Annotated in this window: 16 protein-coding genes and 1 tRNA gene; 11 read left to right on the top strand and 6 right to left on the bottom strand. The window is 48.5% G+C overall.

Going from position 1 to position 20,587, the window contains the following annotated elements; translation table 11 throughout:
• Positions 1–137 precede the first annotated feature (137 nt).
• Complete coding sequence (plsY, locus tag ACZ5R2_RS04500; protein WP_464901201.1) at positions 138–734, top strand: glycerol-3-phosphate 1-O-acyltransferase PlsY; 597 nt, start codon at positions 138–140, stop codon at positions 732–734.
• Between the two features lie 48 nt (positions 735–782).
• Here the strand turns inward: plsY and tsaD are convergent, their stop codons facing one another.
• Positions 783–1,799 carry a tRNA (adenosine(37)-N6)-threonylcarbamoyltransferase complex transferase subunit TsaD gene (gene tsaD, locus ACZ5R2_RS04495; RefSeq protein ID WP_464901200.1) on the bottom strand — a complete coding sequence of 339 codons (1,017 nt, stop codon included), beginning with the start codon at positions 1,797–1,799 and terminating at the stop codon, positions 783–785.
• Positions 1,800–2,032: 233 nt separating this feature from the next.
• On the opposite strand from tsaD, the gene rpsU reads away from it, so the two are divergent.
• The 5 genes from rpsU (at position 2,033) to ACZ5R2_RS04470 (ending at position 6,760) form a co-directional block, all read left to right on the top strand.
• The gene (gene rpsU / locus ACZ5R2_RS04490) at positions 2,033–2,248 is read left to right on the top strand and encodes a 30S ribosomal protein S21 (protein ID WP_001145625.1); all 216 of its coding nucleotides are present in this window, start codon (positions 2,033–2,035) and stop codon (positions 2,246–2,248) included.
• 29 nt (positions 2,249–2,277) lie between these two features.
• The gene (locus ACZ5R2_RS04485) at positions 2,278–2,721 is read left to right on the top strand and encodes a GatB/YqeY domain-containing protein (protein ID WP_464901199.1); all 444 of its coding nucleotides are present in this window, start codon (positions 2,278–2,280) and stop codon (positions 2,719–2,721) included.
• Between the two features lie 117 nt (positions 2,722–2,838).
• On the top strand, positions 2,839–4,590 hold the full coding sequence (dnaG, locus tag ACZ5R2_RS04480) for a DNA primase (protein WP_464901198.1): 1,752 nt from the start codon (positions 2,839–2,841) through the stop codon (positions 4,588–4,590).
• A 95-nt stretch (positions 4,591–4,685) separates the two neighbouring features.
• On the top strand, positions 4,686–6,542 hold the full coding sequence (gene rpoD / locus ACZ5R2_RS04475) for an RNA polymerase sigma factor RpoD (RefSeq protein ID WP_464901197.1): 1,857 nt from the start codon (positions 4,686–4,688) through the stop codon (positions 6,540–6,542).
• 142 nt (positions 6,543–6,684) lie between these two features.
• Positions 6,685–6,760: transfer RNA gene (locus ACZ5R2_RS04470), tRNA-Ile, on the top strand.
• A 311-nt stretch (positions 6,761–7,071) separates the two neighbouring features.
• On the opposite strand, the gene ACZ5R2_RS04465 is transcribed toward ACZ5R2_RS04470, so the two are convergent.
• Positions 7,072–8,196, bottom strand: coding sequence for an acyl-CoA desaturase (locus tag ACZ5R2_RS04465; RefSeq protein ID WP_464919425.1), 1,125 nt, complete (start codon positions 8,194–8,196; stop codon positions 7,072–7,074).
• A 215-nt stretch (positions 8,197–8,411) separates the two neighbouring features.
• On the opposite strand from ACZ5R2_RS04465, the gene ACZ5R2_RS04460 reads away from it, so the two are divergent.
• Positions 8,412–10,169, top strand: a complete 1,758-nt coding sequence (locus ACZ5R2_RS04460) for a lysophospholipid acyltransferase family protein (protein ID WP_464901195.1) — start codon at positions 8,412–8,414, stop codon at positions 10,167–10,169.
• 240 nt (positions 10,170–10,409) lie between these two features.
• Positions 10,410–11,210 (top strand): glucosamine-6-phosphate deaminase, encoded by an 801-nt coding sequence (nagB, locus tag ACZ5R2_RS04455; RefSeq protein WP_464901194.1) that lies wholly within the window; start codon positions 10,410–10,412, stop codon positions 11,208–11,210.
• Positions 11,211–11,497: 287 nt separating this feature from the next.
• Here the strand turns inward: nagB and ACZ5R2_RS04450 are convergent, their stop codons facing one another.
• From ACZ5R2_RS04450 to ACZ5R2_RS04435, 4 genes are all read right to left on the bottom strand, one after another.
• Positions 11,498–12,523, bottom strand: coding sequence for an IS110 family RNA-guided transposase (locus ACZ5R2_RS04450; RefSeq protein ID WP_464900235.1), 1,026 nt, complete (start codon positions 12,521–12,523; stop codon positions 11,498–11,500).
• A gap of 191 nt (positions 12,524–12,714) precedes the next feature.
• The gene (locus tag ACZ5R2_RS04445; RefSeq protein WP_464901193.1) at positions 12,715–13,251 is read right to left on the bottom strand and encodes an MltR family transcriptional regulator; all 537 of its coding nucleotides are present in this window, start codon (positions 13,249–13,251) and stop codon (positions 12,715–12,717) included.
• A 49-nt stretch (positions 13,252–13,300) separates the two neighbouring features.
• Positions 13,301–14,449: a mannitol-1-phosphate 5-dehydrogenase gene (locus tag ACZ5R2_RS04440; protein ID WP_464901192.1), complete on the bottom strand. Its 1,149-nt coding sequence runs from the start codon at positions 14,447–14,449 to the stop codon at positions 13,301–13,303.
• 137 nt (positions 14,450–14,586) lie between these two features.
• Positions 14,587–16,419: a PTS mannitol transporter subunit IICBA gene (locus ACZ5R2_RS04435; RefSeq protein WP_464902306.1), complete on the bottom strand. Its 1,833-nt coding sequence runs from the start codon at positions 16,417–16,419 to the stop codon at positions 14,587–14,589.
• A 533-nt stretch (positions 16,420–16,952) separates the two neighbouring features.
• Here ACZ5R2_RS04435 and ACZ5R2_RS04430 point away from each other — a divergent pair.
• The 3 genes from ACZ5R2_RS04430 (at position 16,953) to mglA (ending at position 20,577) form a co-directional block, all read left to right on the top strand.
• Positions 16,953–17,600: an HAD family hydrolase gene (locus ACZ5R2_RS04430; RefSeq protein WP_464901191.1), complete on the top strand. Its 648-nt coding sequence runs from the start codon at positions 16,953–16,955 to the stop codon at positions 17,598–17,600.
• 419 nt (positions 17,601–18,019) lie between these two features.
• Positions 18,020–19,000, top strand: a complete 981-nt coding sequence (gene mglB / locus ACZ5R2_RS04425; protein WP_464901190.1) for a galactose/glucose ABC transporter substrate-binding protein MglB — start codon at positions 18,020–18,022, stop codon at positions 18,998–19,000.
• Between the two features lie 53 nt (positions 19,001–19,053).
• On the top strand, positions 19,054–20,577 hold the full coding sequence (gene mglA, locus ACZ5R2_RS04420) for a galactose/methyl galactoside ABC transporter ATP-binding protein MglA (protein ID WP_464901189.1): 1,524 nt from the start codon (positions 19,054–19,056) through the stop codon (positions 20,575–20,577).
• The last annotated feature ends 10 nt before the right edge of the window (positions 20,578–20,587 follow it).

Raw genomic sequence — 20,587 nt, 5'->3', positions numbered from 1 at the left:
CTTGCAAAACAAAATGCAAGGTATCGACATTTACCCAAAGATAATCAATCGCATCATTACGGTAGTGCATATAAAAATATCGCGATATGATACCAGCTATCGGTCATAAGACCATCTTTTAACACGAGTAACCTTGTATGACGCCACTTGCGCTTAGCATGATCATTTTTGCCTATTTACTTGGGTCGATCTCCAGTGCTGTGCTCATTTGTCGGCTATTAGGTTTGCCCGACCCACGCACGCAAGGCTCGCAAAACCCGGGCGCCACCAATGTCTTGCGCATTGGCGGACGAAAAGCCGCTCTGGCGGTGTTATTGTGCGACATGCTCAAAGGCACTATCCCCGTTTGGTCTGGCTACTTCCTCCAAATTGACGCCGTTATCCTGGGTGTGATTGCGATTGCGGCCTGCCTTGGTCATATGTACCCACTTTTTTTCCACTTTCGCGGTGGCAAAGGCGTGGCGACTGCCCTGGGTGCACTCGCCCCGATCGGCTTGGATCTGACTGGCCTAGTGATTGCCACTTGGCTGCTCATCGTGGCGATTTTCCGTTACTCCTCACTGGCCGCGATCATCTCTGTCTTGCTTGCGCCACTTTACACCTGGTGGATCAAACCACAATACACGCTGCCCGTGGCGATGCTGTGCTGCCTGATCATCTTGCGCCACCATCAAAACATTCGCCGACTGTTAGAGGGCACTGAGCCTAAAGTAGGTGAAAAAAAACGCGCCTAAAGCGCGTTTCTCAAATAGCTGGATGTTTCTTAGAAAACTGAGTTTGCGTTACGCCACTGGCGTCAGGCTATCAATTGGCCAGCGCGGCGTGGCTTGAACACTCAGATCCGCTACTTCCCCATTTTTCAGGCGTTGCATACCAGCAAAGGCGATCATGGCGCCATTGTCGGTACAGAACTCGGTGCGCGGGTAGTACACCTCACCACCGACTTTGTTTGCCAGTTTAGCCAACTCGGCTCGTAGGCGTTTGTTGGCGCTCACACCACCGGCGATAACAATACGCTTAAAGCCTGTCTGCTCAAGGGCACGACGACACTTAATCGCCAAGGTATCACACACCGCTTCCTCAAACGCCAAAGCAATGTCAGCGCGTGTCTGCTCATCGTCACCATTGGCGGCAATGGTGTTAGCCGTAAAGGTCTTAAGGCCAGAGAAGCTCATATCCAGACCTGGACGGTCCGTCATTGGACGCGGGAACTTAAAGCGACCTGGCGTTCCACTCTCCGCAAGGCGTGAGAGCAGCGGACCACCGGGGTAATCCAGCCCCATCAACTTAGCGGTTTTATCAAACGCTTCACCCGCCGCATCGTCAATCGACTCACCCAAGATCTTGTACTGACCAATGCCTTTAACTTCCACCATCATGGTGTGTCCACCAGAGACCAATACCGCGACAAACGGGAATGGCGGCGGATTCTCTTCCAGCATCGGGGCAAGCAGGTGCCCTTCCATATGATGCACCGGCACGGCAGGCACACCCCAGGCATAGGCCAAGCTGCGACCAATCGTCGCGCCTACCAGCAGCGCACCCACCAGCCCAGGGCCTGCGGTATACGCCACGCCGTCAATGTCTTTTGGGGTCAGGCTGGCGTCTTTAAGGGCCTCTTTAATAAGAGGGATGGTTTTCTTAACGTGATCGCGCGAAGCGAGCTCAGGTACGACACCACCGTAGTCAGCGTGCAGCTTCACCTGACTATAGAGTTGATGCGACAATAGGCCTTGCTGATCATCATAAATCGCAATTCCTGTCTCATCGCATGAGGTTTCAATGCCAATAATACGCATGATATTCTCGTTTCACTTTCGATAATTCTCTCAATGGGCGCAATCTTACCGCGCCTTGGCTTTGCAAACAAATTTTGTACAGACAATAATCGACAAAAGGCTTTACAAAGCCACTGTGATCGGATTAAAATTCCGCACCATTTTTGATCAAGCTGGTTATTGACCGAACAAATAGTGTGTTCTGGTCCTAGTATTTTCCAGCGTTAACGAATAACCCCTGAGGTGAAAGGCATATGCCAGTAGTTAAAGTACGTGAAAACGAACCGTTCGACGTTGCTCTACGTCGTTTCAAGCGCTCTTGCGAAAAAGCAGGTATCCTTTCTGAAGTGCGTCGTCGTGAGCACTACGAAAAGCCAACTACAGTTCGCAAACGCGCTAAAGCAGCAGCTCAAAAGCGTCACGCTAAGAAGCTAGCTCGCGAAAACGCTCGTCGCGTTCGCCTGTACTAATAACTAAAGCTCTGTAAAGGATTTTAGTTATGGCTCTGATTGATACTCTCAAAGAAGAGCAAAAATTAGCGATGAAAGCCAAGGACAAATTGCGCCTTGGCACTATTCGTTTAGCTCTTTCGGCGATTAAGCAACGTGAAGTGGATGAGCAGATCACTCTCTCAGACGACGACATTCTTGCTGTAATGACCAAGATGGTTAAACAACGTCGCGATTCTGTCGCTCAGTACGAATCTGCAGGTCGTCAAGACTTGGCAGACGCGGAACAGGCCGAAATCGCTGTGCTTGAGGACTTTATGCCTCAACCGCTAACCGAAGATGAAGTAGCGGCACTGATTGAAAGTGCGATTGCCGACTCTGGTGCTGCGGGCATGCAAGACATGGGCAAAGTGATGGGTGTGCTGAAGCCGCAAATTCAAGGGCGTGCAGATATGGGTAAAGTAAGTGGTTTAGTTCGCGCTAAATTGGCTTAACTCCCAATCCTAATTACAACAAGCCGTGCTCTCCTTCGGAATGCACGGCTTGTTTGTATCTGTCGTTCATACCTGCTATTGATATAGTCTCATTGTCAAAGGGTTACATTTTCTTCTATGGCTGGAATCATTCCTCGCGCTTTTATTGATGACCTACTCGCTCGACTGGATATTGTCGACGTCATTGACACGCGGGTAAAGCTAAAGAAGCAAGGCAAAAACTACGGCGCTTGCTGCCCCTTCCACAACGAGAAAACCCCATCCTTTAGTGTTAGCCAAGAAAAGCAGTTCTATCACTGTTTTGGCTGTGGTGTGCACGGCAATGCCATCGATTTTTTGATGGAATACGAACGCCTCGAGTTCGTCGAAGCGATTGAAGAGCTAGCCTCATCGCTCGGCTTAGATGTCCCGCGCGAGCAGCGCTCAGGCCAAAGAGCCCATCAAGGTCCAACCGCGAATACCGAACAAAAGCGCAACCTGTACGATATGATGGGCAGTATTGCTCAGTTCTATCGCCAGCAGCTAAAACTCGGCAGCAGCAAAGTGGCTATCGATTACCTCAAGCAGCGCGGCCTCTCCAAAGAGATCGTGCAAAAATTTGGTATCGGCTATGTCGCAGATGAATGGGACTTGGTACGCAAGAACTTTGGCAACAATCCATCTGCGCAGGCGATGCTCGTCTCTGGCGGCATGCTGATCGAAAACGATAAAGGCAACCGCTATGACCGCTTTCGTGGTCGAGTCATGTTCCCAATTCGCGATCGTCGCGGACGGGTGATCGGCTTTGGTGGTCGCGTTATCGGTGATGGCACCCCAAAATACCTCAACTCGCCAGAAACCCCAGTCTTCCATAAGGGTAAAGAGCTCTACGGCTTGTATGAAGTGATGCAAGCGTATCGTGAGCCGCCCCAAGTGCTGGTGGTGGAAGGCTATATGGATGTAGTGGCGCTGGCCCAATATGGTGTCGACTACGCTGTCGCATCGCTTGGCACCTCGACCACTGGTGAGCATATCCATAACCTGTTTCGTCAAACCAATACCGTGGTGTGTTGCTACGATGGTGACCGAGCAGGTAAAGAGGCTGCGTGGCGCGCACTTGAAAATGCGCTGCAATACCTCAAATCCGGTAACACCCTGAAGTTCCTGTTCCTGCCCGATGGTGAGGACCCAGACAGCTATATCCGTAAATACGGCAAAGAGCAATTTGAGCAGCAAGTACACAGCGCGATCCCGCTCTCTGAGTACCTGTTTCTCAACCTGATTGAAACTAACAACATTAATCTCGGCAACAGTGAAGGGAAATCTACCCTGCGCAATGTCTCCAATCAGTTGATTAATAAGATCCCTAATGAAGGGCTGCAGCAAGAGCTCGATGAGAAGCTCGACAAGCTGACGGGCTTTATGGGTCAAAGAGCCAAGCGCAAGGCGCCGGCAGAAACTCGACCACAGCCACATAAAGAGATAAAACGCACCCCGATGCGTGCGGTTATCGCTTTGCTTATCCAAAATCCAAGCTATGCTGAAATGGTGCCCGATTTATCAACCGTGAGACATTTATCACTTCCTGGACTAAGTTTATTGATGGAGGTGCTTGAATATTGTCAAGCCAGCCCCAATATCAGCACAGGCCAGTTAATGGAACAGTGGCGTGGACGCCAAAATGAGGCACTTCTGTCTCGTCTCGCGAGCTGGGATATCCCCCTCGACGATGACAATCAAGAAGACATATTTATCGACTCATTGGACAAAATCCTTGCCCAATGTGTTGAACAGCAAATTGAAAACCTGCAGGCAAAAGCAAGAAGCATCGGTTTATCAACCGAGGAAAAAAGGGAGCTACAAGCCTTGATGCTTGATTTAAAAGCGTAACCCTGTTGAATTAGTCAGCATAAAGAAAATTTGTTATCATTCGTGGTTTGCATTCGCATACTAAACTTTACCAGATACGAAGTTGGATACCGTCTATGGAGCAAAATCCGCAGTCACAGCTAAAAAGTCTTGTCATCAAGGGCAAGGAACAAGGCTATCTGACCTACGCAGAAGTTAACGATCACCTACCTGCTGAGATCGTCGATTCAGAACAGGTAGAAGACATCATTCAAATGATCAACGACATGGGCATTAAGGTAGTTGAAACCGCTCCTGATGCTGATGATCTTGTGATCAATGATGATAACAACATCACCGATGAAGACGCTGCTGAAGCCGCTGCTGCTGCACTCTCAAGTGTAGAAAACGAAATTGGCCGCACCACTGACCCTGTGCGCATGTACATGCGTGAAATGGGTACCGTTGAGCTTCTTACCCGTGAAGGCGAGATTGATATCGCTAAGCGTATTGAAGATGGTATCAACCAGGTGCAGAACGCGGTAACTGAATACCCAGGTACCATCCCATACGTTCTTGAGCAATTTGACAAAGTCCAAGCAGAAGAGCTGCGCCTAACTGACATCATCTCGGGCTTTGTTGACCCGAACGATGATGAGACGGCTGCACCTACTGCAACGCACATCGGCTCAGAGTTGGCAGAATCTGATCTTGAAGATGAAGATGGCGAAGATGTTGATGAAGATTCAGACAGCGACGATGACGACGAAGAAGAAGATACAGGTATCGACCCTGAACTGGCGCTTGAGAAGTTTACTGAACTACGTAACACCTTCCAAAACCGTCAGCTAGCGATCAACGAGCACGGTCCAGATAGCGAACAAGCTAAGCAAACCGGTGAGTTGGTTAAAGAAGTCTTCGCTGAGTTCCGTCTAACGCCTAAGCAGTTTGATTACCTAGTAGAATCGCTACGTACTTCGATGGACCGTGTACGCACCCAAGAGCGCCTAATCATGCGTTCAGTGGTGGAATACGGCAAGATGCCTAAGAAATCATTTATTGCTCTATTTACTGGCAACGAGTCGACTGAAGCGTGGCTAGATGAAGTACTGGCTTCAGATAAGCCATACGCGGACAAGATCCGTCGCAGCGAAGAAGACATCCGTCGCAGCATCCAGAAGCTGAAGATGATCGAAGAAGAGACTTCTTTGACCGTTCAGAGCATCAAGGACATCAGCCGTCGTATGTCTATCGGCGAAGCGAAAGCACGCCGCGCGAAGAAAGAGATGGTAGAAGCGAACTTGCGTCTGGTTATCTCGATTGCGAAGAAGTACACCAACCGTGGCCTGCAGTTCTTGGATCTGATCCAGGAAGGTAACATCGGTCTGATGAAAGCGGTAGACAAGTTTGAATACCGTCGCGGTTACAAGTTCTCGACTTACGCGACTTGGTGGATCCGTCAGGCGATCACTCGCTCGATTGCTGACCAAGCACGTACTATCCGTATTCCGGTACACATGATCGAGACGATCAACAAACTCAACCGTATCTCGCGCCAAATGCTGCAAGAGATGGGTCGTGAGCCGCTACCAGAAGAGTTGGCAGAGCGCATGCAAATGCCTGAGGACAAGATCCGTAAGGTACTCAAGATTGCTAAAGAGCCAATCTCAATGGAGACGCCAATCGGTGACGATGAAGATTCGCATCTAGGTGACTTTATCGAGGATACCACCCTTGAGCTACCAGTAGACTCAGCGACCGCAACCAGCCTAAAAGGGGCGACTAAAGACGTCCTTGCTGGCCTAACGCCGCGTGAAGCGAAGGTACTGCGTATGCGCTTTGGTATCGATATGAACACTGACCACACGCTTGAAGAAGTGGGCAAGCAGTTCGACGTAACGCGTGAGCGTATCCGTCAGATCGAAGCAAAAGCCCTACGTAAACTGCGTCACCCAAGCCGCTCAGAAACGCTGCGCAGCTTCCTTGACGAGTAATCAAGTCGCTAAATAGACCAAAAAAGGTGAGCACATGCTCACCTTTTTTATTTCCAGGTCTAAGTGGGTAAAAACTAAACACATTTACTTGCCCACCACCTAGACAGCTTCGCGACCTTCCCCTATAATCAACCACCTATTCGGCCCCTTAGCTCAGTGGTTAGAGCAGTCGACTCATAATCGATTGGTCCGCAGTTCAAGTCTGCGAGGGGCCACCAGATTCTAGAAAGCCTGATGAGGAAACTCATCAGGCTTTTTTCGTCTTGGCCTATCTATCTCAGGCCTTTGGCTTCTTCCGCCAAACTCTTATTCATTGATCAGGCTAAATATCTCAACCAAACTGCAATACAGTCTCCCTCCCAGGCCGTCTAGGGCATACAACACTGGTTTGGCTAAGGCTATGCTGGCGAGCAAAGACTACTCGCCTAACTTTTCCAATCCCATCACTAAGTCGCTTAAAAATAGAGTAGTCATATGGCCTAAGAAGATAGTGACTTCTCAGACCTTTCTTTTTATCGAGCACCTCAAACTAGGCGTACTGCCCCACTAACGCATTCCAACGCGCCCTCTGCTCAATGAAGCGACGCTTCATCTGTTCGCATTCTAGCTTGGCAACCGAGAGCTCATATTTTCTTGATAGTTTGTGCTTTTTACTCTCCAACAGACGCTTTTTCAGGTCGTAGTAATCACCCATCTTGGCAATCAACTGCTCATACTCCGTCTGCAGGTGAGTCATCAAGTACTGGCAGTTTGGACGCTGCGCTAGGTGATCTTTGGCCTTGCTTAGCTTGGCCAGCGCCCTAGCTTTTTCAATCCGAAAGTTTGGCGTAATACGCAGATTGCTGGCGAGACCACAACGTGCCAAACTAGCAATCAGCCATTTGGTCGGGTCATACTGCCACCAGCGCACGCCGTTACGGTAATCACCCTCGAAGATATGGTGGAAGTTATGATATCCCTCGCCAAAGGTAAACACCGCCAGCACACCATTGTCACGCGCAGTGTTCCTAGTTGTGTATGGCTGAGAGCCCCAAATATGTGCCAGCGAGTTAATAAAAAAGGTCGAGTGATGGCTGAGTACTAGGCGAACGATACCCACGACTAATAACATCCCGAGCACATCCCCGTAGATTAGCCCCAAAAGCAACGGAATACCGAAGTTGGTCGCTATGGCGAGCGGTATATAATGGCGATGTTGCCACATCACTACGCGGTCTTTTTGCAGGTCGCGACAATTAGCATAATCATCATAGCAAGCATGGTTGTAGTGCCTTAGCATCCAGCCGATATGTGAATACCAGAAACCGCGTTTGGCACTGTAAGGATCTCTCTGATTATCATCAACAAACTTATGATGAGGGCGATGATCTGAAGACCAATGCAGGGCACTATTTTGCAATGCAAACGCCCCGCCAAGAGCAAACACAACACGGATCCACTCTTTCGTTTGATAGGCCTTGTGCGACCACAAGCGATGATAGCCCGCCGTGATCGACAAATTACAAAAGCTGAATGTGATCAAAAACCACCCCAAGTGATACCACTCAAAGCCAACCTGCCAAGCGTACCAAGGCACGCCGATCAGCGCGATCAATGCCGTTAACGCAAAAATCATCACATTAAGCCAGATCAGAGGCGGTTTCTCCTCGATCATTTTTGCATCCTGTTTCATTTCCCTATTTACCATTTCAGTGAACAACTGTAAGCTAGAATATCAGCGTACAACTGTAAGCTCAATGACTTTTATTCACTTTTTACTGCTTAGTTGAAGTTCATACTTCGATCATGGGTTGTTCATATTTTCGCCGCTAAAATGTCATTTTGCTCTTCTATGTTGGTGTGTCAGGATTGACGCTTAGGGATATAAAAATGGAAACGAGTCCATTTCGCTTACCAAGAAAAACCCCATTCGGCATTGGTGAAAACATGGCTGAGTGGGCAACCGGACTAAATCGTCTCGACCGACTTTACGCTCAGCGCCCCGCCGGTTGCGGAGTAAAAGAGTTTTTGCGTTTCACACTAGGGGCACTGGGTATCGACTACCAGCTCGATAGTAGTGAGATGAGCTCAGTGCCGAGCACAGGCGCAACCATAGTGATTGCCAATCACCCACTCGGCGGTATTGAAGGCGTGATCCTTGCCGAGCTGCTGCTGATGGTAAGACCGGATGTTAAGATCCTAGCCAATCAGTACCTTAAATTGGTTCCGGAGCTGAGTGAGTTGTTTATCGGCGTAGATGTGCTCGAGCAAGATCGTAGCAAAAGCACCAATGTTCATGCCCTGCGTCAAGCTAATCAACACCTTGCCCAAGACGGGCTGCTGTTAGTTTTTCCTGCTGGTGAGGTGTCGCACCCTACGGTGCGCGATCTGACCCGTGTGGAAGACAAGGAATGGCATCGCTCCATCGCCTCACTGATCAAACGCCATAAAGCGACGACCGTGCCCTTCTTTATTCACGGCCACAATTCAAAACACTTTTATATGGCGGGTAAAATTCACCCTATGCTGCGCACCCTCATGCTCGGTAGAGAGCTTCTTAACAAGCAAAGTGCGCCAATTTCACTCAGTGTGGGTGAACCGATCAAGTTCAAAGAGATCCACTCACTCACCGATCAGCAAGCGGTGCACTATTTGCGCCTTAACACTTACTTACTTCGCCATCGCGTCCAACATACGCAGCCCAAAATAGATAATAGCCAGTCGATGACTGCAGTGGCTCCTGCCAAGCCTGCTGGTCTGTTATTAGCTGAGATTGCCGCTCTGCCTTTGCAGGCAAAACTGCTTGAGAGTGGGCAATTTGAGGTTTATTGCACAGAGCAACAGGCCATCCCCCACCTAATGCATGAGATCGGTCGCTTGCGTGAAATCAACTTTCGTGCGGTTGGTGAGGGTACAGGCAAAGCCCTCGATATCGACCATTTTGACCAATACTACCGCCACTTGTTTGTCTGGGATAAACAGCAGCAGCAATTGGTCGGCGCCTATCGATTAGGGTTAGTCGATGAAATCCTTGCTAGTCATGGCATTGATGGACTCTATTCTCGCACGCTGTTTGACTACCAAGAGCAATTTGTCGATCGCATGGGGCACGGTAATGCGATCGAAATGGGGCGCTCAGTGATCGCCAAACAGTACCAAAAGAGCATGAGCGCCCTGCTGCTGCTATGGAAAGGGATTGCGATTTTTGTCACGCGCAACCCACATTACACCCATTTATTCGGACCGGTAAGCATCAGTGATGAATATAATGACACAGCCAAGCAACTCCTGACTGAGACACTGGCTCTGCATCATTACGACCAAGAGTCAGCTTGTTTAGTGAAACCTCTTAATCCTCTAGTTACTGAGCCTTATTCTTGGCAGAGCGAGCTGCTTGCCTCTTTGGTTGATTTACAACTGCTATCGCGGGTGATTGCACGCGTCGATGCTGGCAAAGGCGTGCCTGTGCTGCTTAGACAATACCTTGGCCTAAATGGCAAGCTGGTGTGTTTTAATGTTGACCCTGATTTTAATAACGCTCTTGATGGTCTGATTGTGGTCGATATGTGCAGCGTGCCAAGCAAGACCCTAGGACGTTACATGGGTATGGAAAGCGCTGAACAGTACCTGAATCATCACCAGTCTTAACACGCTCTCACACAGCCTTGAGTGCTCTTAAGGCTGTGTCTACTTCTCCGCTTATCGGTAAATCAACTTAATACTCCCTGTAAAATAACCTCACATCTATGATCTTTAATTCGCCGTCACTGCGATCAAAGATCACAGTTTTTAGCTTACTTTCGCAAAATGATAGCGACAGCAATAAAGTTAATTTACAATGCAAAATAACTTAGTAGGGCTACCTAACACTCACATAGGACATTGACCATGAGACTGATTCCTCTTCAAAACGCAGCACAAGTCGGCAAGTGGGCAGCGCGCCATATTGCGGAAAAGATCAATAAGTTTAAACCGCGCGAAGACAAGCCCTTCGTGCTGGGATTACCAACCGGTGGCACCCCGCTGAGCACCTATAAAGAGCTGATCGAGCTGTACCGATCAGGCTTTGTCAGCTTTAAGCACGTTGTGACCTTCAATATGGATGAATACGTCGGTATTGATCCGAGTCACCCCGAGTCCTATCGCACCTTTATGTACAGCAACTTCTTTGATCATGTTGATATTCAGGAAAAGAACATCAACTTGCTCGATGGTTTAGCCACCGATATCGATGCACACTGCACCGCGTATGAAGAGAAGATCCGATCCTATGGCAAGATCAATTTGTTTATGGGGGGAGTGGGTATTGATGGTCACATAGCCTTTAATGAGCCAGGATCCTCACTGCGCTCGCGTACCCGAATTAAAACCCTGACCGAAGACACACGAATCGCAAACTCACGTTTTTTTGACAACGATATTGATCAAGTGCCTAAATACGCACTCACGATTGGCGTGGCGACCTTGCTTGATGCCGAAGAGGTGATGATCCTGTCTTTGGGGCACAACAAGGCACTCGCACTACAGATGGCGATTGAGGGCTCAATTAACCACATGTGGACGGTGACAGCTCTGCAGATGCATCCTAAAGCGATCATCGTTGCTGATGAACCTGCTCAACAGGAACTTAAGGTCAAGACGGTGAAATACTTCTCTGAGTTAGAAGCGGAAAATATCAAAGGACTCTAATAACAAAGGAGACGAGGAGCGTATATGGACTCCCCTAGTAGTGCAAGTAATCAAGGACGCGTGTTAGCAAGTGCACGTATATTCGGTTTCTAAATGGGGCGCTACCCCGAACCTGTATGGCTTCATCCACATAGCAAGGATTCTAAACGAGGTTAAGGTATCTCAGTACCACCGCTCCTCTCAGAGTTTTCCTTGCCGGCTTTGATAGCACGTTGTCCATAGTTTCTTGCAGTTACATTGGTGAGCTGTCGCTCTTTAACCTCTCAGTCAGCCTTATCTAGATACTATTAAGCGGATAGTTCTTCTCTATAAGGCTCATTTTTTTTCAGCATAGCGCATGCTATTCTGATGGTCTTGTTGGCTAAGGCCAGAACGACTTTGTTGAAGTGGTTTCTCTCCAGCAAGGAGCGTATCCAACAACTTAATGGGTCAGTTTTATCTTTGATATTACTGACCACCGCTCGCGCTCCGTGTACTACCAGAGAGCGAAGTGTTCGGTCACCTTTTTTGGTAATACCAAGGTTTTTGTTTTTACCGCCACTACCTGTATGTGCTGGAACAACCCCAATGCTAGCACTGGCATCGCGACCGCACTTATAAGTTGAAGCATCCCCTATCCGGGCGTATAAAGCTGCTGCAACTATCCAACTGACACCTCTCAATGACGTCAGTAAACGACAGGCAGGGATCTGCCTCACATAAGCAATCAACTGCTTATTTGCATCATCGATGGGCTTATCAAGAGCAATCAGCTGATCAAGCAGTAATTGTAAGCTGAACCGGATAGCAGGAGTTAACCCATTGTCTGGATTTTCTAATTCTTGAGGAAGTAATTGGCGTAATTTTTTGATGCTTTGTGGGAACTTAACGCCGTATTCCATTGCAAAACCTCGAATTCGATTCGCAGTAGCGGTTCGTTGTTTAAGGTAGCTTTGACGCAAGCGCAAGATAGTTGCAATGTCTTGTTGTTCAGTGGTTTTTACTAGAACAAAGTGAATATCTGAGCGCTTAGAAGCTTCGTAGATCGCCAGTGCATCATTGGCATCATTTTTATTGCCAGAACGATATTTTTTCACTATTTGAGCAGGAAGAAGACGAACTTGGTACCCGCGCTTTTGAAAGTAACGTCCCCAATGGTGCGCAGACCCACAGGCTTCCATATAGATGTGAGCAGACGGATGCTGGGCAATAAAAGCCAGCATCTGTTTTTGTGACATAGCTCGATTAGATTTTAACTTTCCAGCCTGGTTGAACAACGCAACTTGAAAGACAGTTTTGGCAAGATCGATAGAAATGGTGTTAGGCTTATTCATGGTATGGGCTCCTTTTTTGGTTGACGCTTTAACTTTAGCTGACAACGTCGGTTAAGGTGGGGAGTCCATACCATTGGGTACGGGCGTTGCCCTACGAGGTTCGAGGAGAGCTGCGTGCGGGAAATGTCCGACTTAGAGAACGTAACTCCTCAGTGCTTACTCGCCCTAACCACAAAAACTATTTTGAGCAGTTATGAGATTAGGGGGTTGTCTTGGCTTAGGCCCTGAGTGAGGCCTGTGACCACCAGTACGATGGTTGAGCGCACTTTTTGGAAATGGCGCATTAGGTACATTTGTTTTAATTCATCAGACAGATCATTGAGCGCAGCGGTGGAAAACTCAATCGGCATCGACTGTTTGATAGCTTGGACTCGGTTGAGCTCAAACAGAATATTCTCATCGCAAAAATCTACCTGCCCTTGCTGCGCCTTGACCCACTCTTTGAGTGTAACGAAGATTTCAATGTCATCGTAGTTGGCCTTACTCAATATCCCAAGACCAAGCAGCAACTTGGAGCGGATCATGATATCCCCCAGCGGACCATCCGCAGTGAGCAACGGCTCAACAACAAATTTGACCGAATAGTCATCCTTGTGAAAGACACTATGTAGAAGAGCGTCAATCATATCTTCCAGGGCATCAAAGGCGCAGAGCAGACACTCTGCAGCGTTGTTGGACTCAGCGAGCGCCTCTAGGAGCTCAGTTTCGTGGCGACTGTGTACAGGCATAGCGACTTCATAACAACAAGAGCCACCGAGGTGGCACTTTGTAAATCAATTAAATTAGCGCGTGATACGCACTTTCAGCTAGTTTAACAACTTCATCGCTAACATTCAGCCCTGAATAGTGAGCTAATGTCTCAGCAAAGCCTTTATCGGCGAACATGGCTTGAAGTTCGACCGCCTGGGGATCATCATCGTTCTTGTAGTGGAACGCAGCGGCAATGCCTTTGATTAAATGAGTATTGGGCAATCCGTACTCGATAGTACCATTGAGCGGCTTGATTAGACGATCTTGCGGACTGAGCTTGCGAATCGGCTGGCGCCCGACCCTGTCAACCTCATCACGCAGATAAGGATTGGCAAAACGGCCTAAGATTTTTTCGATGTAAGCCGCATGCGCCTGCGGATCAAAGCCATAGCGCTGGATCAAAACCGCGCCACTCTCTTGCATCGCGGCGGTCACATCACTGCGTATTGCTGGATCCTCGATCGACTCCTTAATCGTTTCATATCCTGCCAGTACGCCTAAATAGGCGGTGATCAGGTGCCCTGTATTCAAGGTAAACAACTTGCGCTCGACGAACGCCATTAAGTTGTCAGTGCACTCCATACCGGGAATATTCGGGATTGACCCCTTAAACTGACTTTGATCAACAATCCACTCGCTAAACGTCTCAACGGTCACGGAAAGAGGGTCCGTTTCGCCCGCTTCTGGCGGTGGCACAATACGATCGACCGCCGAATCAACAAAACCGACATGCTCATCAGCAAAAGACTGTATCTGCGGAGAAAGCAGCTGATAAACACTCTCTTTAAGTTGGCTGGTCCCACGCACCATGTTCTCTGCCGCAATAATATTGAGAGGCGTAGCGTGGGCTCGACTGGCACGCTTCTCGATGCCTGCTGCTATCGATTTCGCGATGATCTTAAGCACCGTCGGTCCGACGGCTGTGGTCACCAAGTCAAACTCCGCGATGCAATCTTCCACCGCGGCTGTAGCTGAATTGACAGCGGTCACCTTGGTTACCGTCTCAACCACACACTCTTCTCCAACCACCTTCACTGGATACTGATTACGGCATTGTAGCGCGTTGACCACGGTGTCATTCACATCGGCAAATGTCACGCTAATGCCGGCATCAGAGAGCAACTTGCCAATAAAGCCACGTCCAATGTTCCCGGCGCCAAAATGTAATGCTTTCATAATTTAGACCCTATACCTAATGAATCTCTATAGCGAACAGCTCAACATCCCTCTGAACGGTAGGCTATACAGACTGGGCTAACAGGGAGGCCAGCGGAGGGAAAGGCTGGCCTCATTCACTCAGGAGTGAGACACAATCAGCTATTGAGAATCCGCAACACATCCTCAGGGTCTGTGGTGTTTTGCAAACGCTCAACGGCCGCCTCATCATCAAGTGAATTGGTGATCGCCATCAGCACCATATTGTGCTCATCACCCTGCGCGGCAATACCGATGACCATTTTGGCAATTTCACCTTCGTCTTCACCCCAGCGAATACCCTCTGGGTACTGACAGAAGACAATACCGGTTTTTAGTACATGCTCTTTGGTTTCAATCGTGCCATGTGGTACGGCAATCGACTCGCCCAGGTAAGTGGACACCATCTCTTCACGAGCAAACATCCCTGCGACATACTCTGGGTTGACGTAACCAAGCTTAACTAATTGGTCACCCGCGAACTGAATGGCCTGGTGCTTTTCACTTGCGTGCAACCCTAGGAAAATATTGTCTTTGGTTAAGCTGAGAGTGTTAGATTGAGTTTCACTGCCAATGCTTGGCGCAGTCAGTGGCTCAGACGCTCCCGCCTTCTGACTGCCGAGCAGCTTGCTCACTAGGTTGTCGTAGATATCGCCGTCGAGGAAGTTATTCAAAGAGATGTGCATTGCACTGCCCGCATGGGTACGAGCGCGGTCGGTAAGGTCTTTGTGGGTGATCACAAGCTGCGAGTCAGCCGGCAGATTGTTGATGGCCAAATTGCTCACCTCGATGCCTAGACCGGCGGCCTCAACCTTTTTACGCAGCAGACTGGCGCCCATCGCACTCGAGCCCATGCCCGCATCACAAGCCACATAGATGGATTTCACATCGGCTAAGTTAACCTGCGCACCAGACGTCGCCCCCTTAGATGAGGCTTTCATGTCTTGCATCGCTGCAGAGGCTTTTTCTAATGACTCGTTGTCATCGGTTGCCGACGAGGTCTTCATCAGAATCGATGCCACAACAAAGCACACAGCGGCAGAGGCAATCACTGAAAGGATCACGCCGATGTACGAGCCTTTTGGCGTCATCAGCAACACCGCAAAAATAGAGCCCGGGGAGGCCGGTGAAATCAAACCAGAGTTGAACATCACGTTGGTAAACACCCCGGCCATGCCACCCGCAATCACAGCAATAATCAAGCGTGGATTCATCAATACATAAGGGAAATAGATCTCGTGGATCCCGCCGAGAAAGTGAATTATCGAAGCACCGGCAGCAGACTGCTTAGCGTTGCCTTTACCAAACACCATGTAGGCAAGGAGCAGCCCAAGTCCAGGGCCTGGGTTGGCTTCAATTAGGAAGAAGATCGAGCGTCCCACCTCTTCCGATTGCTGAATGCCGAGCGGAGAGAAAATACCGTGGTTGATCGCGTTATTGAGGAATAGAATCTTCGCTGGCTCAACAAAAATTGACGCCAGTGGCAATAGCCCAGTCTCCACCATGGCGTTGACTCCAGCGGCAAGCAGGTTGGACAGCACCTTAACTGCTGGGCCAATCACGACAAAGGCAATAATGGCACAGATCATACCGATAATACCGGCTGAGAAGTTGTTGACCAGCATCTCAAAGCCGCTTTTTATCTTACCTTCAACTGCTTGGTCAAAGCGTTTGATCGCAGCGCCACCCAGTGGCCCGACGATCATCGCCCCCATAAACATAGGGATATCGGTACCGACAATCACACCCATGGTGGTGATCGCACCAACCACTGCACCTCGGTCCCCGCCAACCATCTTACCGCCAGTGTAGCCGATCAAAAGTGGCAGTAAATATGTGATCATCGGCCCGACTAAGGCTGCTAAAGTCTCGTTAGGCAACCAACCCGTGGGGATAAATAGAGCGGTGATAAAACCCCAAGCAATGAATGCGCCGATGTTGGGCATGACCATGTTGGAGAGGAATCGGCCAAAGTTTTGCACTTTGATCTTTGCATCAGGTGATAGCATACAGGTGCCTCAGTTTTTGTTATTGGGCGACATAAGGTCGCGTTATCTTGTGTGTACTTTGAATAAAATGTAACACAAGGTTTCAAAAACACCCCAGCGGCTGCAAATTTGTGATCTATGTAACATATGTAAACTATCACTTATGTCAATCATCGATCATGGATCACATTTTTTACTTGTTTATAAATTACACACCAATATAGTTGCGAACAACTCTCACTAATATGTGACACCGATCACATTAAGTAAGTCAATTGCTCATTGGTAAATATTGATTATGATCACACTAAGAAAAAATTACTTAGCAAAAAGCTGGATACACTCCAAATTTAGCCTGATTTTTAGCCATAGATTTATCATTAGATAGCGCCATAAAACACGTTTAGTAATTTTATTACAGCATTAACCGACCTCAGATTTGATTAACTTGTGTTTTACTTAATCAAGGTAATCGATGCGAAAAATGGAGAGATAAGATGATCAAAGCAGTGCTATTTGATATGGATGGATTGATCTTTGATAGTGAATCACTCTACAAGCGCAGTTGGCAGTTTGCCGCGAGCGAGCAAGGCTTGGTGATCAGTGAGGACCTCTACCAAAACTTTATTGGTGTACAAGACCCAGAGTGTGAACAAATGCTGGTCGAGGCGTTTGCTGATCAATTTGATCGCCAGCGCTTTACGCAAGTTCGCGATCAACACTTTCACAACGCACGAGCTCAAGGGATCGACTTTAAGCCTGGTTTTGCCGAGCTTTTTTCAGCCATCCAGTCCAAGCAATTAAAAACAGCAATAGTCACCTCTGCGCCCCTTGCTGATGTTGAGCACAACTTCTCAAGAAGTGACTATCTCTCCCAGTTTGATCTCGTCATCACGGCCGAAGATGTCCAACGTGGAAAACCCAACCCCGACTGTTATCAAATGGCTTATCAAAACTTGGGCTTTGACGCCCGACAGTGCTTGGTTTTGGAAGATTCCAATAATGGGGCTCACGCAGGATTGGCCGCGAACTGCCAAGTGATCATGATCCCTGACCTACTGCCTGCACTACCTGAGTATCAGGATAGAGTCACCTTACTCTCATCGCTGGACCAAGTTATCCCGTATCTCGATCTGCTAGCCTAATCAGCTTACAGGTCTAAGGTTGTCTCCCCTATTCAGCAGCAATCCCTTCAGACTCGTGTCGCGAAAACTATCCTAGTTTTGACCCAATGCTAGGCTTCGGAAAACTCAGAAAAAGAATGTAATCGTTAACAAATTATTTACCTTCAAACGATTGCATGTCGATAAATGCTGTTGAACCAACCGATTATAGTACTTCTATACCACCGTTCACACTCTTCAAACCATATAAATAACAACATTTTATTAACCAAAGATTCCTCGAGTTTAGTGTCTCCAAACACTCGCACTGTTCACACTTTAATCAATCACAACATGTAAACGATACCAGTTTTTAACATCAATCACATTTAGAAAAAGTCTTTTGCGTTAACGTCACATAGCTAGTTCATCAAACCAATAACGTTAACTAGGAATGCATAATGAATAAAAAAACACTTTTACTGTCAATGCTTGCTGGCTTCGCTGTATCGGGCATTGCCCAAGCAAAAACCACCCTCGGCTTTACTGTTTATAAGTATGATGACAACTTTATGTCTGTCGTTAGGCAAGCGATTGAATCGGAAGCCTCAACCGACAAAGATGTCCGCCTGCTGATGAACGACTCGCAAAACAACCAGTCGATGCAAAACGACCAAATAGATGTTCTATTGGCTCGAGGAGTCAAAGCACTCGCCATCAACCTAGTTGACCCTGCTGCCGCTCCAGTGGTGATCAACAAAGCCAAACTCGATAACGTACCGATTGTGTTTTACAACAAAGAGCCCAGTCCTGAGGCTTTGGCTAGCTATGACAAGGCCTATTACGTTGGCACCGACTCTAAAGAGTCGGGTATTATTCAAGGCGACTTGATTGCGCAGCACTGGGGGCAAAACCCTGATTGGGATGTTAATGGTGATGGCAAGCTGCAATATGTATTGCTCAAGGGTGAGCCCGGCCATCCAGACGCTGAAGCGCGATCGAGCTACGTGATCAAAACCCTCAATGAGCAACACAATATCGAGACCGAAGAGCTGCACCTAGATACCGGGATGTGGGATACCGCGATGGCCAAAGACAAGGTCGATGCGTGGATATCGGGCCCGAACGGTAAAAATATTGAGGTGGTGATCGCTAATAATGACGCAATGGCGATGGGGGCGATTGAGTCGCTGAAAGCCGCTGGTCGTAGTGAGATCCCTGTATTTGGTGTGGATGCACTCAACGAAGCGTTGGCTTTGGTGCGCTCAGGTGAGATGCAAGGCACCGTGCTCAATGATGCGAGCAATCAAGCCAAGGCAACCTTTGAGATCACTCGTAACCTTGCCCAAGGTAAGTTGCCAGATGAAGGCACTGAGTGGAACATTGTCAACAAGGTTGTCCGTGTTCCTTACGTCGGCGTTGATGCCTCTAATCTCGACTAGTTCCTCAAGGGCAACCCATTCGGGTTGCCCTATTTGCTTATAGAGACACTGCTATGACTGCTGTATTAAAACCCCAAACCCAACCAGAGTGGCTACTCGAAATGACCGGTGTCAGCAAGTCTTTTCCCGGGGTCAAAGCTCTGGATAATGTCACTTTAAAAGTGCGCCCCCACTCTATCCATGCCCTGATGGGAGAGAACGGCGCAGGCAAATCCACTCTCCTTAAGTGCCTATTTGGCATCTACGAGAAAGACGAAGGCTCAATTCAATTTTTGGGTAAAAGCGTCAACTTCACCTCTTCCAAAGAGGCACTCGATAATGGTGTGTCTATGGTGCACCAAGAGCTCAACCAAGTCCTGCAATGCACAGTAATGGACAACATGTGGCTGGGACGCTACCCCAAAAACGGCTTCTTCGTTGATCACAACAAGATGTACCACGATACCAACGCCATCTTTCAAGAACTCGATATCGATATCGATCCACGAGCAAAAGTCGCCACCCTCTCGGTATCACAAATGCAGATGGTCGAGATCGCCAAGGCGTTCTCTTATGACGCCAAAATTGTGATCATGGATGAGCCCACCTCTTCGCTGACAGAGAAAGAGGTTAATCACCTCTTCACCATCATTCGTAAACTCAAAGACAAAGGCTGTGGGATTGTCTATATCTCACACAAGATGGAAGAGATCTTTGCCCTGTGCGATGAGCTCACGGTGCTGCGCGATGGACAATGGGTACAAACCTGCCGCTTGCAAGGCCTGACCATGGACCGGATCATTGCGATGATGGTCGGCCGCGAATTGACCCAACGCTTCCCGCAGAAAAATAATACCCCTCAAGAGGTCATTCTTAAGGTCAACAACCTGACTGCCAAAAACCAACCTTCAATCAATGACATCAACTTTGAGCTACACAAAGGCGAGATCCTAGGTATTGCAGGCTTGGTCGGCGCCAAGCGCACCGATATCGTTGAGACCATCTTTGGTGTTCGAGAGAAACAGGCCGGGGATATCTATTTGCACGACAAACTGATGCGCAATAAAGATGCCCATGAGGCCATCCAAAATGGTTTTGCCCTGGTCACAGAAGAGCGCCGCTCGACTGGTATCTATGCCAATCTGGATGTGACCTTCAACTCCCTGGTTGCCAATATCGAGAGCTACCGCCAGAAATCGGGGTTGCTCAGTGACAAACAAATGAAGGGCGATACCCAGTGGGTAATTGACTCCATGAGCGTCAAAACCCCCAGCCATAAGACTCAAATTGGTTCCCTTTCCGGCGGAAACCAACAAAAGGTCGTGATTGGTCGCTGGCTGCTAACCGAGCCTGAGGTACTGATGATGGATGAGCCGACCCGCGGGATCGATGTTGGAGCAAAGTTTGAAATCTATCAATTGATCTTGGATCTGGCCAAAAAAGGCAAAGGCATCATCATCATCTCTTCTGAGATGCCGGAATTGCTCGGGATCACCGATCGCATCTTAGTCATGAGTAATGGTCGAGCAGCCGGTACGCTCGTGACCAAAGACACCGATCAAAATGAGATCCTCAGTCTCGCCTCAAAGTATTTATAAGGACGCGCAA

The sequence above is a fragment of the Vibrio sabulosilitoris genome, assembly GCF_055391395.1.
The sequence above is the reverse complement of the archived record's forward strand: the minus strand, read 5'-3'. Positions and strand labels throughout refer to the sequence as shown.

Bases quoted from the DNA above. Each gene is read 5' to 3' on its own strand.
- plsY (WP_464901201.1), top strand. From the start codon at position 138: ATGACGCCACTTGCGCTTAGCATGATCATTTTTGCCTATTTACTTGGG.
- tsaD (WP_464901200.1), bottom strand. From the start codon at position 1,799: ATGCGTATTATTGGCATTGAAACCTCATGCGATGAGACAGGAATTGCG.
- rpsU (WP_001145625.1), top strand. From the start codon at position 2,033: ATGCCAGTAGTTAAAGTACGTGAAAACGAACCGTTCGACGTTGCTCTA.
- ACZ5R2_RS04485 (WP_464901199.1), top strand. From the start codon at position 2,278: ATGGCTCTGATTGATACTCTCAAAGAAGAGCAAAAATTAGCGATGAAA.
- dnaG (WP_464901198.1), top strand. From the start codon at position 2,839: ATGGCTGGAATCATTCCTCGCGCTTTTATTGATGACCTACTCGCTCGA.
- rpoD (WP_464901197.1), top strand. From the start codon at position 4,686: ATGGAGCAAAATCCGCAGTCACAGCTAAAAAGTCTTGTCATCAAGGGC.
- ACZ5R2_RS04465 (WP_464919425.1), bottom strand. From the start codon at position 8,196: ATGATCGAGGAGAAACCGCCTCTGATCTGGCTTAATGTGATGATTTTT.
- ACZ5R2_RS04460 (WP_464901195.1), top strand. From the start codon at position 8,412: ATGGAAACGAGTCCATTTCGCTTACCAAGAAAAACCCCATTCGGCATT.
- nagB (WP_464901194.1), top strand. From the start codon at position 10,410: ATGAGACTGATTCCTCTTCAAAACGCAGCACAAGTCGGCAAGTGGGCA.
- ACZ5R2_RS04450 (WP_464900235.1), bottom strand. From the start codon at position 12,523: ATGAATAAGCCTAACACCATTTCTATCGATCTTGCCAAAACTGTCTTT.
- ACZ5R2_RS04445 (WP_464901193.1), bottom strand. From the start codon at position 13,251: ATGCCTGTACACAGTCGCCACGAAACTGAGCTCCTAGAGGCGCTCGCT.
- ACZ5R2_RS04440 (WP_464901192.1), bottom strand. From the start codon at position 14,449: ATGAAAGCATTACATTTTGGCGCCGGGAACATTGGACGTGGCTTTATT.
- ACZ5R2_RS04435 (WP_464902306.1), bottom strand. From the start codon at position 16,419: ATGGTCATGCCCAACATCGGCGCATTCATTGCTTGGGGTTTTATCACC.
- ACZ5R2_RS04430 (WP_464901191.1), top strand. From the start codon at position 16,953: ATGATCAAAGCAGTGCTATTTGATATGGATGGATTGATCTTTGATAGT.
- mglB (WP_464901190.1), top strand. From the start codon at position 18,020: ATGAATAAAAAAACACTTTTACTGTCAATGCTTGCTGGCTTCGCTGTA.
- mglA (WP_464901189.1), top strand. From the start codon at position 19,054: ATGACTGCTGTATTAAAACCCCAAACCCAACCAGAGTGGCTACTCGAA.